Here is a 14,141-nt window from a genome sequence, read left to right as displayed (position 1 = left end):
AAAATAATAATAAAAAGTTAACATAAAACATTAATGAATTACAAAAAATTGGGAAATACCGATCTTGATGTGAGTACAATTTGTCTCGGTACAATGACTTGGGGAGAACAAAATACTCAGGAAGAAGCATTTGAACAAATGGACTTTGCTCTAGGCAATGGAGTAAATTTTTGGGACACAGCTGAATTGTATGCAGTTCCTCCTCGTAAAGAAACTTATGGGGATACTGAAGAAATAATTGGTAATTGGTTTGAAAAAACAAAAAAAAGAAAAGAAGTTATTCTAGCTACAAAAGTTGCTGGTCCAGCTAGAGATTATTTAAGAAATGGAGAAAATAGTTTTAAAGGCCCAAACTTGGAGTCGGCTTTAAACAACAGTCTCAAAAGACTTAAAACAGATTATATTGATTTATATCAACTTCATTGGCCAGAAAGAAATGTAAATAATTTTGGAAGACTTGGTTACGTTCATAAAGAAAATGATTGGAATAAATTTGAAGATGTTCTTGAGGAATTAGATAAATATATTAAAGCAGGGAAAATTAGATACGTTGGTCTTTCAAATGAAACTCCTTGGGGAGCATTAAATTATCTACAGTTATCGAAAGATAAAAATTTACCAAGAATGATGTCTATTCAAAATCCATACAGCTTACTGAATAGATCTTATGAAGTAGGATTAGCCGAAGTTTCAATTAGAGAAAAAATTGGATGCCTTGCATATTCACCTCTAGCAAGTGGATATTTAACCGGTAAATATAGAAATAAGAATTTTCCCAAAGGATCAAGAATGGAAAGAGATTTTGATTTTTGGACAAGATATAGAAAACCAAACACGGAGGCCGCAGTAGAACTTTATTTTAAAATTTGTGAGAAACACAATTTAAATATGACACAAATGTCTATTAAATTCTGTGAAATCCAAGAATTTATGACAAGTGTTATAATTGGAGCAACTACAATCAAGCAGTTGAAATCAAATATAGAGAGTGTAAATATAAACCTATCAAGCGATGTCATTAAAGAAATCGATCAAGTTCAAACCATTTACTCAAATCCATGTCCTTAATTAAAAAAATAATATTTTTATCAACTTTATTTATCTTAAGTTCAAATCATATATTTGCTCAGGAAGTAAAAAAAATCGGTAAATTTAAAGATTGGGAGGCAATGGTGGCATATGAACCTGATGGCAAAGTATGTTTTGCTCAATCAGTGCCTGTACTTCAAGCACCAAAATCAAACAAAAGAGATGCAAAATTATTTGTAACTTTTAGACCAGAAGAAAGTATTTCAAATGAAGTAAGTGTTACTCCTGGATATGAATTTAATAACAAGAATTCTGTTATTGCCGCATCTGGAAAGAACAAATTTAAGTTTGATATAATGCAACAAGGATTTGCATGGATTGCTGATAACAAAATTGAAGTAAAAATGATTAGTAGAATGAAGAAGGGATCAAGAATAATGATTACTGGTTACAATCAAAATGGATCCCAAACAATTGATCATTATTCTTTGCTTGGATTTACCAAAGCTTATAATGCATCAAAAAAAGCTTGCACATAATTAAATGAAATCAAAAAATAAAATTGTACTTGCCTACTCAGGCGGTTTAGATACATCCATAATTTTAAAATGGCTTCAAGAAAATTATAACGCTGAAGTAATTTGTTATACTGCTGATGTTGGCCAAGAAATTGATAGAAAAAAAATTTTTAAGAATGCAAAAAAATTTGGTGTCAAAAATATTATTATACAAGATTTAAAAGATGTTTTTGTAAAAGATTATGTTTATCCAATGATCAGAGGACATGCAATTTATGAAGGGGTGTATCTTTTAGGAACTTCTATTGCTAGGCCACTGATTGCAAAAGACCAAATAAGAATTGCTAAAAAATTTAAGGCTAATGCAGTTTCACATGGTGCTACAGGAAAAGGAAACGACCAAGTAAGATTTGAATTAGGCTATCATTACTTTGGACCAAAAATAAAAATTATTGCTCCATGGAGAATTTGGAAATTAAGATCAAGAACTGATTTAATTAACTATGCAACAAAACACGGCATACCAATACCAAAAGATAAAAAAGGTGCTCCACCTTTTTCAGTAGATGACAATTTATTTCATACTTCAACTGAGGGGAAAGTATTAGAAAATCCAAAAAATTCTGCGCCAGAATTTATTTTCCAAAGAACAGTTTCTCCTGAGAGAGCTCCAAACAAACCTTCATTTATTACCATCAATTTTAAAAATGGAGATCCCTTTGCAATTAATGGAAAAAAAATGTCTCCTTCAAAACTATTAGAAAAATTGAACAACATTGCTGGAAAAAATGGAATAGGAAGAGTCGATTTAGTTGAAAACAGATTTATTGGAATAAAGTCTCGAGGTGTATACGAAACACCTGGTGGAACTTTATTAATTCATGCGCATAGAGCAATCGAATCCGTAACTTTAGATAAAGAAACAATGCATAAAAAAGATCGGATCATGCCAAGATATGCTGAACTTATTTATAATGGTTATTGGTATTCAAAAGAAAGATTTAAACTTCAAAAAATTGTTGATCTAAAAAGAAACAAAGTTAATGGCTCAGTAAAACTTAAGCTTTATAAAGGAAATGTAATAATCGAGTCTCGAATTACAAATAGTTCAGCATACTCTATGAAAAAAGTTTCGTTTGAAGAAAACAAAACATTTAATAAATCTAATGTTGAAAGATTTATAAATTTTCACAAAATAAGAATAAAAAATTAGATCAATTTCTTTCAAAAAAAGCATTAAAACCAATTCGTTTAATAATTTTATAATTTAACTTTTTTAAATAAATTTGAATATTTTCTTTATTTAGATTTTTTTCATGATTATCAATTTCTATACAAATAATTTTTGGTTTAAAATTACATAGATTTATGCCCCTAAGAACCTCATAATCATGTCCCTCAACATCAATATTTAAAAAATCAATTTTTGTAATTTGAATTTTATATTTTTCTAAAATCTCATTTAAGGTATTTGTAAAAATATTTTTTTCAGAAAAAGGTTTAATTTTAAATTTCTTTGAGATTATTTGAGAAAAATTTTTATCTATAGTATTTATGGGGCTAAATAGGTGATCAATAAATTGTGTCACTTCTTTATTTGTACTTGATATCGCGGCACATATATTTTTATCTTTTTTTCTTAAAATTTTAAATAAATCGATAGAAGTTTGATTCATATCAATGTTAATTCCACGCCAACCTCTATTATATAATAAAGCAGTATTGCTGTATTTTATTGGGTGATAACAGCCAATATCTAGATAAAATCCGTTATCAATATTTTTAAAATAACTATTAATAAATAAATCTTCTTGATCCTGAGAATAACTTTTTCTTTTTTTGTACGCCTTATTTCTTATATATAAATTGTAATACAGGTACATTTTATAAAAAATACTATCAGGTAAAATTTTAGTCATCAAAATAACTTATATTTATAAAATAGCTAAGATTAAACTATCTTTTTGAGATAAATTAGTAATTGCTATAAGTATTTTCACTTATAGAATAAAATTATGAGCACAATTAAAAACTGGATGAAAGATGCAGCAAACATTTTGTTTGATGATAGTAAAAATGATCTGAGAGCACTACCCAAAACAGTTAGACTTCAAATTCTTTTAGTTCTAAGTTTTATTTGGACTACGGTTTTCAGTTTATATGTATTCTCATACACAACATTTGCATTTGGTTGGGCAGGTCTTTATGTGGCGCATGTAGGATTAATTTTTGCTGTGTATATGACTTTTAAACAATTTCATAAAGCAGAGGAAAGATCTAGCAGTGTATTTGAAACTAAAAATTTTGACCCATTTAAGATTATGGTAATTGTTTTTGTGATAGTATTTATATTTGTTTTTTCAAAAGGTATTGAAGTATTAACTAGTCCTAATCCAAGTTCTTATTCAATTCCTTATGATGGGCCGTCAAAATCAGTTTTTGAAAAATGGCTTCCATTTAGTAAAGATAAATAATGGACAAGATAGCAAAAAACTTACAACTAGCATTGATGGTTATTATCTTAATCAGCACAGTTATTGCAGTGGGAATTGAGATGAAAAATATGTTCTTAAATCAATCTGTAACATTAGCTGATCTACTACTAATGTTTCTTTATCTAGAGGTCCTGGCGATGGTTAGAGTTTTTTGGAACCAACAATCAATTAGTATTACCCTTCCGCTGCTTATTGCAATTACTGCTCTTGCACGATTTATTATTTTACAAGGAAAAGAAATGGATCCTACTGCACTTGTTTATGAAGCGGTCGCAATTTTATTAATTGCTGGAGCAATTGTTGTCTTAAGATTGAGACATAGTGATAAATTGGGTCTCAAGAAAAAAAAATCAAAATAATTTAAAATGATGTTTGAACCTTCAAGGGCTAAGGCCTTAAATCAATTAAATAATTTTGTCGATAACAGTCTTGCAGAATACTCTAAATTAAGAAATTTTGATTTTGGTCCTGAAAAAAGAAATAACATATCTTGCTTATCTCCATACATAACACACGGAATTATAAACGAAAAAGAGGTCGTCCAGAAAGCTCTAAGCAAATTTTCTTTTTCAAAAAATGAAAAATTTATTCAAGAAGTTTTATGGAGAACTTATTGGAAAGGTTGGTTAGAGCTAAGACCAAATGTTTGGACAGATTATCTTATTGAATTAAATCAAATAAAAAATGAATTTCAAAATAATAAAAATTACCTCTCAGCAATAGAAGGAAAAACAGATATTGAATGCTTCAATGAGTGGGTTAATGAACTAAAAGAAAACAATTACTTGCACAATCATACAAGAATGTGGTTTGCAAGCATTTGGATTTTTACCTTAGAACTACCTTGGCAATTAGGCGCAGAATTTTTCATCCAAAATCTTTTTGATGGAGATGCTGCATCAAATACTCTGGGATGGCGATGGGTTGCAGGTGTTCAAACTCAAGGCAAACACTATCTTGCTAGTGAATGGAATATTAAAAAATTCACAAACAATAGATTTCAAAACATAAAATTAAATGAAAATGCCCCTCCTAAGATCTCAGGAAAATCTTATCAAATAATAAAACAAGATTTTACTAATCCACAAAATATTGAAGAAAAAAATCTTTTAATTTTTGATAATAATCTCTCATTTGAAATCACTGACTTTAAAGAAAAAAATTTTAAGAAAATTTACTTAGTTTCTAACAAAAATGAAAATAGATCTATAAAACTCAGTGAAAAATTAGTGAAATTTAAATCTCAATTAATAGAAGACCAAGGACTAAGATTAAAAAATCAATCTATTGATTTTCAGTTAATTGATATCAGTGAAATAACAAACATTGAAAATTGTTATGGATTGTATCCAACAGTCGGTGAAAACTTATACTACTTAAATTCAAATAATATAAATGTAGATTTTTTGTACAGAACCCTTGATCAGTTAGCTTGGCAATATTGTAATAAAGGTTTTTTTAATTTTAAAAATTATATTCCCAAAATTGTTTCAACCTTCAATTAAAACCATCGGACCATACCTATAATTCCAGCAGTCGCATAAAAAAATTGTAGTAAGAGAATTCCTTTGTGTCCACCCCTATAAGCCCAAATTCCAATTAGAATAGCTGACAAAAGCAATAAACAAAAACCAAAAAACTCTATACCTATATTTAAGGCCACAAATAAAGAATATAATATTGCTGTAATAACCCCTGCCCATTCAAAGATTTTATTATTCATTATCAATATTATTATGTTGGAATATTAAATTTTTAAAGAGGTCTATTTTGATGAAGAACACTTTTTTGAACAATATTTAACTTTATCCCAATTTAATTTCCATTTTTTGCGCCAAGTAAATGGTCTTTTACATACAGGACAAACCTTCGAAGGTAAATTTTGTTTTTTCAATTTAATATTCTTTAAAATTTTTATTCCAAAGATCTAAAGCTTCATCCCAAGTTGGAATATAATCACTTTCATAACCATATGTAGAGCCTGTTGTAATTGCTCTAAAGTTTCTCATGGCTTTTGAATGCACAGTTCCATTTAAATATTTAACCATTAACTCTCTATCTTTCCAAGCTGTTAAAGTATGTTGGTATCCGTTAAATGGCTTTGTTTCACAAAATGTATTTCCTTCGGCTTTTTGAGCTGCTTTAAAAGATGGGATTGCTAACAACCAAAATCTTAGTTTTGAAAAAAAATTTTTTGGCTTCAAACCAGTAATGGCAATATACATATAGTTTAGTTAGTATTTTGTTTAATAAATTTATCAGCCTCTGATAAAATCATTTTTTTTCTCTCGTCTTTCATTTTATCAAAAATTCTAACCATCATTGATAGTCTTGGATTTTTTAAAAAGAATTTTCTGTTCCGATCTATGAATCTCCAATAAAGACCATCCATGGTGTTACACCAATCACCTTTCTTAAAGTCCATCATTTTCATAAAATATGCAGATCCACAAATATATGGTTTAGTTGCGAAAATCCCTCCATCACTAAACAATCCCATTCCATATACATTGGGAACCATTACCCAATCTGATGAGTCTACAAACATCTCCATAAACCACTTATAAACAATTGTAGGCTTTATCTCACAAAGGTTCATAATATTGGATAAGATCATTAATCTTTCAATATGATGTGACCAGGCATGATTAACTGCATTTTTAATCGCATAATCTAAAGGTGGAAGACCAGTAGTACCCTCATACCATGAACTTTTCATTTTTCTATTCTGTTTAAAAAAATTTCCTGTTTCCATTTCTTGTGAGTAAGATTGGTAAATTCCACGCATAAATTCTCTCCAACCAATTAACTGACGTATGTAACCCTCTAAAGAATTCATTCTAATTTTATTTTTTTTATGAAAATCTAAAATTTTTTGGATAATAAATTCAGGTGTTATTATACCTAAATTTATATAAGGACTTAAAGCACTATGAAAAAGAATATTATCTTTTTGATCAACAGCATCCTCATAATCACCAAATAGATTAGATTTTTCTTTTATAAAAAAGTTTAAAAGTTTAACCACATCGTCATATTCAGTAGCAAACCAAAAATTCTCTGTACTCCCTGGATGGTTTTTAAATTCCTTCTCAATAATAGGCTTCAATTTTTTTGTGTGACTAGTTTCATTAATTTTTGGAAATTTAGGAATTGATATATTTTTTGGTAATTTATTTCTGTTATCTTCATCAAAACTCCATTTACCTCCGATTGGATTACCATCTGATCCCATCAATATTTCAGATTTTTTTCTAACCTCCTTATAGAAAATTGCCATAAAAGGTTTTTTTGATTTTGATAAATAATTTTTAAATTCTTCTCTAGAATTTAGAAACATTGGTGTTTGAATTACATTCCAATTAATTTTTTCTTTTTTTAAAAATTGAGAAATTTTTTTTTCAAAAAATTTATCCTCTACTTCGAAACTAGAAATTTCTTTTATTTTTTTTTGATTAATAATTTTTTTTAACTTTTTTAAATAATCATCATGAAACTCTTTGTCTTCAATTTTGACATAGTCTAATTTAAATTTATTTTTATTTAACTCATCAGCATAAGATCGCATTGATGATAAAAATAATAAAATTTTTTGTTTATGATGCTTTTCATAGGTGCATAAACCCTTGTCTTCAGCCATAAAGAATAGATGGTCTTTTTTGAAGCGGTCTATGTATTTTGTTGGAAATAATTGGTTGCCAAGTATAAAAAATAACTTCATATTTAAATATAACTAATAAAAATTTTTATGTCAGAAAAATATCTTATTTTTGGTGCAACTGGCTCGATTGGATCTAGTTTAGCAGAACAATTAAAAAATTCAGGAAATGATATTCATTTAGTTGCAAGAAATGAAAGTGAACTTGCTCCAATTGTAGAAAAGCTTGGGTGTTCATATACGATTGCAGATGTTCTTGAAGAAGGTTTCGTAGAAAAAGTTAAATCAGATATTCCTGAAATCAAAGGATTGGCCTACTGTGTAGGATCCATAGACTTAAAGCCACTTAGAATGATTAATGAACAAGATTTTCAAAAATGTATGAAACTTAATCTTTATTCTGCTGTTGAAGCTATCAAGGGATATCAAGAAACTTTAAAAAAAAATAAAGGTTCAATTGTAATGTTTTCAACTGTTGCCGCACAAAGAGGTTTCACTAATCATGCAATTATCGCGTCAGCAAAGGCAGCTGTTGAAGGTCTGACTGTTTCTTTGGCTGCAGAATTTGCTCCAAACATAAGAGTAAATTGTGTGGCACCAAGCTTAACAAAATCTAAAATTGCTGAACCCATGTTAAAAAATGCTGCTTTAGCAGAAGGTATTGCAAAAGCTCATCCGTTAAAAAGATTAGGGGAAGGAAAAGATTCAGCATCACTTGCTAAATTTTTACTTACAGAAGATAGTTCTTGGATCACTGGTCAAGTTATAGCTGTAGATGGCGGTAGATCTAAACTTTCATAAAGTGAAAAAATTTATTTTTATATTTTTTTTTATTTTAATTTCTGCAACAGCAAATTCTAAAAATTATAATTTTGAAAAATTAGGGTCTTTTAGTGAACCATGGGGTTCAAGTTTCATTAATAATGAAGAATTAATTGTTACAGAAAAAGGTGGCAAAATTAAAATAATAAATATTATTTCTAAAAATATTTCTGAAGTTGAGCATAATTTAAACTATTTTGTTCATGGTCAAGGTGGTCTTTTAGATATTATTTATAAAGATAAAAAATTATGGATTTCATATTCAGAAAATAGAGGAGACTGGAAAACTAGCACCTCAATTGCAAAAGCTGATTTAAATAAAAATTCTTTAAATTTTAAAAATATATTTCAAGCAAATCCACCAATTGAGTCTGGATATCATTTTGGATCGAGACTTGCTATCAAGGAAAATTACTTATTTGCTTCTGCAGGTGAAAGAGGCTTGAATATGATTGCTCAAGATCCAACTCAACATCCGGGCAGTATTATTAGAATTAATTTAGATGGAAGTATTCCAAAAGATAACCCTAAATTTGAAGGTAAGCCAGATTGGCTTCCAGAGATATACCAGATAGGAGTTAGAAATCCTCAGGGTTTAACTTTTTCAGAATTTGATGGAAAAATTTATATGAGCAATCATGGAGCAAGAGGTGGTGATTGGTTTGGAGAGGCCAAAAAAGGAGAAAATTATGGTTGGAAAATTTTAGGCTGGGGAGGAACAAATTATTCTGGAACTAAAATTGGTCCAAAATGGAAACCAGGATTTACAAAAGCCATCCAATATTGGGTTCCGTCAATCGCTGCAAGTGCTATTACAATTTATAAAGGTAAAGAGTTTGAGGAATGGAATGGTCACGCATTAATTACTTCTCTTAAAGATAAATCTTTAAGAAAATTAATATTTTCAAACACATCTGAAATCCAAGAGGAAATTATTTTTAAGGATAAAATTGGGAGAATTAGAGACATACAAGTTCACCCAGTTGATGGGAAAATTTACTTTTTAGCTGGAGATGATTTGTGGTTAATGGAAAAAAATAATTAATAAAGTGAAAGAGAAACCTTACCACCACTTATCAGATGGAACTTTTCGAAATCCTGAAGGTTCACCAGTTGTAATATCTAGATCAGGTAAATTTTCTTATAGAACTTTCAGTAAATTAAGAAAAAATATTAGTCTTAATTTTCCAAAAGAGCATGTTGTCGAAAAAGAAAAAGTTAAGTCTAATTTAGAAAAATACAAAAATGATGATTACATTGCCTGGATTGGGCACGCTACTTATTTAATTAAATTAGGTAATACAACAATTATTACTGATCCTGTTTTTTCAAAAAATGCAGGTCCGTTAATATTTGGACCAAAAAGATTTACTAAACCTGCTTTAGATCTAAACGAAATTCCAAAAACAGATTTATTTTTATTAACTCATAATCATTATGATCATCAAGATATGTCAACTATCAGAAATTTTCCATACAAGGATGCAAAAGTATTGGTTCCACTTAACCTTGGAAAATATTTTAAGAATTACAAAGATGTAAATGAAATGGATTGGTATGATCATAAAAATATTAATAGTGATTTAAAAGTAACCTTGCTACCAGCAGTTCATTGGTCAAAAAGAAGCCTAACAGACACAAATAAAACTTTGTGGGGAAATTTTTTAATTGAATATAAAAATAGGAAAATTTTATTTGCATGCGATACTGGTTATGGAAATATTTATAAAGAATTAGGGGAAAAATATGGTCCAATTGATCTTACTATGATCAACATCGGAGCATATAATTTTAAACCAATGTTTGACAAAACTATTTACCACACAACTCCAGAAGAAGCTTTAAATGTAGCAAAAGATCTTAAAAGCAAAAAAGTATTAGGAATGCATTGGGGGACTTTTGTTTTATCTTTAGAGCCAATTATGGAACCACCAATTCGATTTAAAGATAATGCAGAAAATTATGGATTTAAAAGAGAAGATGCAATTACATTTAATATTGGTGAGGTAAAATCCTTAAACGAATTATTATAACTATAATATAGTTATTCTATGCATAATTCTATTGCCTTTAAAAGGGGTAGCTTGGTGGAGCATGGATCTATTGTCCCAAATAGCTAACTGATCTTTTTCCCATTCTAATGAGTATTGAAACTTTTTTTTAACTTGGTGCTTAAATAATTGTCTTTTAACTTTTTCAGAATTTTTTATATTTGGAGAAAATCCTACAAGATGTCCAGGACTGCAATAAATCGTATTTTTAGAGTTTATCTTTTTTATAATTTTATGAATAGATTTTAATTCTTCAATCTTTCTACCCTTCTCTTTTACTCTTTCTCTTGTAGTAACTGAAATTGGTCCTTCAGAAGAGTACCTTCCCTTCACTTTGAGTAATTTATTTTTAATTGATTTAGGCAAATAATCATAAGCTAAGTATTGAGAGGAAAATTCAGTGTTTGCTCTACCCTTCTTAGGAACTAGTTTAGAATAAAGCATTGTAAATCTAGGTGGTTTTTTTGTGTAAATTGAGTCTGTGTGAAACTGTTCTCCAAAGCTAGGTCCCTTATCTGTTGCTTTCCTTTGAACAACAGTAATTTGTTTATATTTCTTACTTAATCCTTTTAGTCTTGGATATTTAGCTAGTTTACCAAAATGTTTAGCAAACTGTATATAATCTGATGAACTTAATTTTTGTCTTCTAAAAAAAATCATACCATAAAGCTCGAGTGCTTTAAAAAAAAATTTAAAATCTTTTTTAGAGATTTTTTTAACGTTACCAATAATCTCAGCCCCAATATTTTTTTTATTGGGAATAATTTTAAACATATCTATGTTTAGCTATTAAGTAATTTACTTTTAGCTTTTTCAAACTCTTCTTGGGTAAGAGCTCCATTTTTGTACAACTCATTTAATTTTGAAATTTCAGAACTTAAATCATTACTATTTGAGGGTCTAGTTACTGTTTCAGAATCTGTTTCTATTTCCTCAGGTTTAATAGGTCGATTATCAACTTTAGCCTTAAAACCTTTCATGATTGCAGAACCACCTAGGTAAAAAACAAACCCTAAAATTGGCACTGCTAAAGCAAAAAAAATAATTTTTTCCATTAATTAATCCTCATCCTCATCTCTCCAACCTTTTTCATACATCAAATATCCAGCTAAGATAACAGAAAAAACTCCAGCGATCATTCCAAAATCAAATCCAACTTGTTTGTTATATAAATACCAACCTAATTGGGTAGCTCCAATTGGAACTGCAGTTAATAAAATCATTATTATTGCAATTCTGTATTCGTATTTAGGTTTTTTCATTAAAACCAGCTTATCAAATACAACAGTAATTAAATCAGTTTAAATATCCTTGAGACAATTAAACTTATATAAAAAGTGTTTATTTTTGTGATCTTTTAAAACACTCAATTGTGTTTTTTAATAAACAAGCGATAGTCATTGGCCCCACTCCACCTGGAACAGGGGTTAAAGCTTTTGCATTTTTTGAAACATCTTCAAAATCAACATCTCCAACAATACCTTTGTCAGTTTTATTGATACCAACATCAATTACTATTGCATCTTTCTTTACCCAATCTCCTTTTACAAGCTCAGGTATTCCAACTGCTGCAACAATTATATCAGCTTCTAAACATTCAGCTTTTAGATCTTTAGTTTTTGAATGGGTAATTGTTACGGTACAATTTTCCTTCAAAAGTAATTGCGTCATTGGTTTTCCATTTAAATTTGATCTACCAACTACTACTGCTTTTTTTCCACTTAAATTTGGTTCAATTTTTTTAATTAACAAGTAACAGCCAAGAGGTGTACAAGGAACTGAACTTTCATAACCTGATGAAAGATTTCCTACATTCATTGGATGAAAACCATCTACATCTTTAGAAGGATCAATGGCCTCAATAACTTTTTGCTTATCTATATGTTTTGGTAATGGCAATTGAACTAAAATTCCTGATACTGCTTCATCTTTATTTAATTCTTCAATTTTCTCTAAAACAGTTTTTTCTTCGACACTATCTGGATATTTAATTACTTCTGATTTTAACCCTACTTCATTTGCTGATTTTTCTTTATTACGAACATAAATTTGGCTTGGAGTAAGATCTCCAATTAATATTACAGTTAAACCAGGAACTTTATTATATTTGGATTTAAGTCCTGATACTTCTTGTTTTAATTCTTCTCTTAATTCAGCTGCAGCTTTTTTTCCGTCAATTAAAATCATTTTACTTTCTAAAATATAATTGGTGCAATGTAGAGCTTCATACACATTTCAATAAACCAAATCAATAGAAGAAGAATGATTGGTGAAATATCTAGTGATCCTAAATTGGGTAAAAAACGTCTAATTTTATTAAGTATTGGCTCAGTCAATTTGTATGTAAGCTCTAAAATTGAGTAAACAAATCTATTTTGAGTATTTAAAACATTAAATGCTATCAACCAGCTTATAACTACATTTGCTATGACAACATAGGAATACAGTTTTAAAATCTGTAAAACTAAATAAAAAATTGCTATCATTTTTTCTCAACATAAATTGACTGACTTGGGAAAGCAAAAGAGGCCTTATTTTTTTCTACAATCTGCTTAATTTCAATTGCTAATCTCTCTTTAACTTCTAGTGAATTACTCCAACTATTTGAATTGGTAAAACATCTCACCAATAAATCTATTGAACTATCTGAAAACTTCTCAATTCTAACAGCAACCCCAGTTGATTGATTAAAGTCTTCACTGTTGTTTATATAACTTTCAATTTCCTCTCTTATTTTTTTTAATTGATCAATTGTAGAGTCGTACTGTAATGTAATTACCCATCTAATTCTCCAATTAGATGTTTCGCTAACATTAACAACAGCATTTTCTGCAAATTGAAAATTAGGAATAATCGCTAGAGATTTATCAAACTTTCTTATTGTTGTTGATCTAAACCCAATTTTTTCAACTGTACCTTCAATAATCCCATCAACTGCAATCCAATCTCCAATTTTAAATCTTTTTTCAACTAATACTAAAATTCCAGAAATTAAATTTTTAAATAAATCTTGTGCTCCAAGTGCAACAGCAACTCCGAACAAACCGAGACCAGCAATAATTGGTCCTATCTTAATACCCCATAATTCTAGTACTGCAGCTAATCCTAAAATAAATATTAAAATCTTAAGTGATTTAATTATCCAACCAATAAGTTCCCTAGTTAAAAGTTTATCTAGTCCACTTAAGATATATGAAATTGGTTCTATGATTTGATGAATAACCCAAAAAATTAAAATCGTAATTAATGTTCTATTAATTGTATCAACTACTTCTCTACCCTCTGTTGAAAAGGTCATGTAGTAACTTGCAATAAAGAAACCTAATACAATTGGTAAAAATCTAGCTGGACCAATTAATGACTGAACAAAAGTGTCATCTAATTTATTTGTTGTTCTTTTTGAGATAATTTCTAATTTTTTTATAATTAATTTACTAATTAACCCTCTAAAGACTAAAAAAAGTAAGAATATCCCTATTCCGATTAATATTTGAAAAATATCAACACCAAGTATTCCTTTTTTCCAAACAGATAAAAATATTTCAGAAAAATTATTTATTAATTCCAT

20 protein-coding genes are annotated in these 14,141 nt (G+C 28.7%); 9 read left to right on the top strand and 11 right to left on the bottom strand.

Going from position 1 to position 14,141, the window contains the following annotated elements:
* The first annotated feature begins 33 nt into the window (after window positions 1-33).
* The 3 genes from ACTTBO_RS01365 to ACTTBO_RS01355 are packed head-to-tail and all read left to right on the top strand — an operon-like array spanning window position 34 to window position 2,760.
* Complete coding sequence (locus ACTTBO_RS01365; RefSeq protein WP_440655890.1) at window positions 34-1,068, top strand: aldo/keto reductase; 1,035 nt, start codon at window positions 34-36, stop codon at window positions 1,066-1,068.
* Complete coding sequence (locus ACTTBO_RS01360; protein ID WP_440655888.1) at window positions 1,059-1,568, top strand: invasion associated locus B family protein; 510 nt, start codon at window positions 1,059-1,061, stop codon at window positions 1,566-1,568. The genes ACTTBO_RS01365 and ACTTBO_RS01360 overlap by 10 nt, the downstream gene beginning before the upstream one ends.
* A gap of 4 nt (window positions 1,569-1,572) precedes the next feature.
* Window positions 1,573-2,760 (top strand): argininosuccinate synthase, encoded by a 1,188-nt coding sequence (locus tag ACTTBO_RS01355; protein ID WP_440655886.1) that lies wholly within the window; start codon window positions 1,573-1,575, stop codon window positions 2,758-2,760.
* A gap of 1 nt (window position 2,761) precedes the next feature.
* Here ACTTBO_RS01355 and ACTTBO_RS01350 read toward each other — a convergent pair whose 3' ends face one another.
* Window positions 2,762-3,466 (bottom strand): FkbM family methyltransferase, encoded by a 705-nt coding sequence (locus ACTTBO_RS01350; RefSeq protein WP_440655884.1) that lies wholly within the window; start codon window positions 3,464-3,466, stop codon window positions 2,762-2,764.
* A 96-nt stretch (window positions 3,467-3,562) separates the two neighbouring features.
* On the opposite strand from ACTTBO_RS01350, the gene ACTTBO_RS01345 reads away from it, so the two are divergent.
* The 3 genes from ACTTBO_RS01345 to ACTTBO_RS01335 are packed head-to-tail and all read left to right on the top strand — an operon-like array spanning window position 3,563 to window position 5,547.
* Window positions 3,563-4,021, top strand: a complete 459-nt coding sequence (locus ACTTBO_RS01345) for a hypothetical protein (protein ID WP_440655881.1) — start codon at window positions 3,563-3,565, stop codon at window positions 4,019-4,021.
* Window positions 4,021-4,401 carry a phosphate-starvation-inducible PsiE family protein gene (locus ACTTBO_RS01340; RefSeq protein ID WP_075504930.1) on the top strand — a complete coding sequence of 127 codons (381 nt, stop codon included), beginning with the start codon at window positions 4,021-4,023 and terminating at the stop codon, window positions 4,399-4,401. The genes ACTTBO_RS01345 and ACTTBO_RS01340 overlap by 1 nt, the downstream gene beginning before the upstream one ends.
* A gap of 6 nt (window positions 4,402-4,407) precedes the next feature.
* On the top strand, window positions 4,408-5,547 hold the full coding sequence (locus tag ACTTBO_RS01335) for an FAD-binding domain-containing protein (protein WP_440655879.1): 1,140 nt from the start codon (window positions 4,408-4,410) through the stop codon (window positions 5,545-5,547).
* Here the strand turns inward: ACTTBO_RS01335 and ACTTBO_RS01330 are convergent.
* The 4 genes from ACTTBO_RS01330 to ACTTBO_RS01315 are packed head-to-tail and all read right to left on the bottom strand — an operon-like array spanning window position 5,544 to window position 7,763.
* Window positions 5,544-5,765 (bottom strand): hypothetical protein, encoded by a 222-nt coding sequence (locus ACTTBO_RS01330; RefSeq protein WP_023854586.1) that lies wholly within the window; start codon window positions 5,763-5,765, stop codon window positions 5,544-5,546. The two genes, ACTTBO_RS01335 and ACTTBO_RS01330, sit on opposite strands and share 4 nt — an antisense overlap.
* Window positions 5,766-5,807: 42 nt before the next feature.
* Window positions 5,808-5,936 (bottom strand): DUF2256 domain-containing protein, encoded by a 129-nt coding sequence (locus tag ACTTBO_RS01325; RefSeq protein ID WP_075506097.1) that lies wholly within the window; start codon window positions 5,934-5,936, stop codon window positions 5,808-5,810.
* 1 nt (window position 5,937) lies between these two features.
* Entirely contained in the window at window positions 5,938-6,267 is a 330-nt protein-coding gene (locus ACTTBO_RS01320) for a hypothetical protein (RefSeq protein WP_440655877.1), read from the bottom strand.
* 5 nt (window positions 6,268-6,272) lie between these two features.
* Entirely contained in the window at window positions 6,273-7,763 is a 1,491-nt protein-coding gene (locus tag ACTTBO_RS01315; protein ID WP_440655875.1) for a cryptochrome/photolyase family protein, read from the bottom strand.
* Window positions 7,764-7,790: 27 nt separating this feature from the next.
* On the opposite strand from ACTTBO_RS01315, the gene ACTTBO_RS01310 reads away from it, so the two are divergent.
* From ACTTBO_RS01310 to ACTTBO_RS01300, 3 genes are read left to right on the top strand one after another with little or no spacing between them, the layout of a single operon-like run.
* Window positions 7,791-8,501, top strand: coding sequence for an SDR family NAD(P)-dependent oxidoreductase (locus ACTTBO_RS01310; RefSeq protein ID WP_440655873.1), 711 nt, complete (start codon window positions 7,791-7,793; stop codon window positions 8,499-8,501).
* Complete coding sequence (locus ACTTBO_RS01305; protein WP_440655871.1) at window positions 8,476-9,567, top strand: PQQ-dependent sugar dehydrogenase; 1,092 nt, start codon at window positions 8,476-8,478, stop codon at window positions 9,565-9,567. The genes ACTTBO_RS01310 and ACTTBO_RS01305 overlap by 26 nt, the downstream gene beginning before the upstream one ends.
* 4 nt (window positions 9,568-9,571) lie before the next feature.
* Entirely contained in the window at window positions 9,572-10,555 is a 984-nt protein-coding gene (locus ACTTBO_RS01300) for an MBL fold metallo-hydrolase (RefSeq protein ID WP_440655869.1), read from the top strand.
* Here the strand turns inward: ACTTBO_RS01300 and ACTTBO_RS01295 are convergent, their stop codons facing one another.
* The 6 genes from ACTTBO_RS01295 to ACTTBO_RS01270 all read right to left on the bottom strand — a co-directional run bounded on the left by ACTTBO_RS01295 (window position 10,556) and on the right by ACTTBO_RS01270 (window position 14,141).
* Window positions 10,556-11,347 carry a TauD/TfdA dioxygenase family protein gene (locus ACTTBO_RS01295; RefSeq protein ID WP_440655867.1) on the bottom strand — a complete coding sequence of 264 codons (792 nt, stop codon included), beginning with the start codon at window positions 11,345-11,347 and terminating at the stop codon, window positions 10,556-10,558. It lies immediately after the preceding gene.
* An 8-nt stretch (window positions 11,348-11,355) separates the two neighbouring features.
* Window positions 11,356-11,628 carry an SHOCT domain-containing protein gene (locus ACTTBO_RS01290; protein WP_440655037.1) on the bottom strand — a complete coding sequence of 91 codons (273 nt, stop codon included), beginning with the start codon at window positions 11,626-11,628 and terminating at the stop codon, window positions 11,356-11,358.
* A 3-nt stretch (window positions 11,629-11,631) separates the two neighbouring features.
* Window positions 11,632-11,835: a hypothetical protein gene (locus ACTTBO_RS01285; RefSeq protein WP_262589965.1), complete on the bottom strand. Its 204-nt coding sequence runs from the start codon at window positions 11,833-11,835 to the stop codon at window positions 11,632-11,634.
* Window positions 11,836-11,914: 79 nt separating this feature from the next.
* Window positions 11,915-12,760 carry a bifunctional 5,10-methylenetetrahydrofolate dehydrogenase/5,10-methenyltetrahydrofolate cyclohydrolase gene (locus ACTTBO_RS01280; RefSeq protein ID WP_440655866.1) on the bottom strand — a complete coding sequence of 282 codons (846 nt, stop codon included), beginning with the start codon at window positions 12,758-12,760 and terminating at the stop codon, window positions 11,915-11,917.
* An 8-nt stretch (window positions 12,761-12,768) separates the two neighbouring features.
* Window positions 12,769-13,059 carry a YggT family protein gene (locus ACTTBO_RS01275; RefSeq protein ID WP_262589968.1) on the bottom strand — a complete coding sequence of 97 codons (291 nt, stop codon included), beginning with the start codon at window positions 13,057-13,059 and terminating at the stop codon, window positions 12,769-12,771.
* Window positions 13,056-14,141: a mechanosensitive ion channel family protein gene (locus ACTTBO_RS01270; RefSeq protein ID WP_440655864.1), complete on the bottom strand. Its 1,086-nt coding sequence runs from the start codon at window positions 14,139-14,141 to the stop codon at window positions 13,056-13,058. Before ACTTBO_RS01270 ends, ACTTBO_RS01275 begins: the two co-directional genes overlap by 4 nt.

The sequence above is a fragment of the Candidatus Pelagibacter sp. HIMB1509 genome, from assembly GCF_052047855.1.
Classification (GTDB): domain Bacteria; phylum Pseudomonadota; class Alphaproteobacteria; order Pelagibacterales; family Pelagibacteraceae; genus Pelagibacter.
Note: the sequence above shows the minus strand (reverse complement) of the source record. Positions and strands in the feature narration are given on the sequence as shown.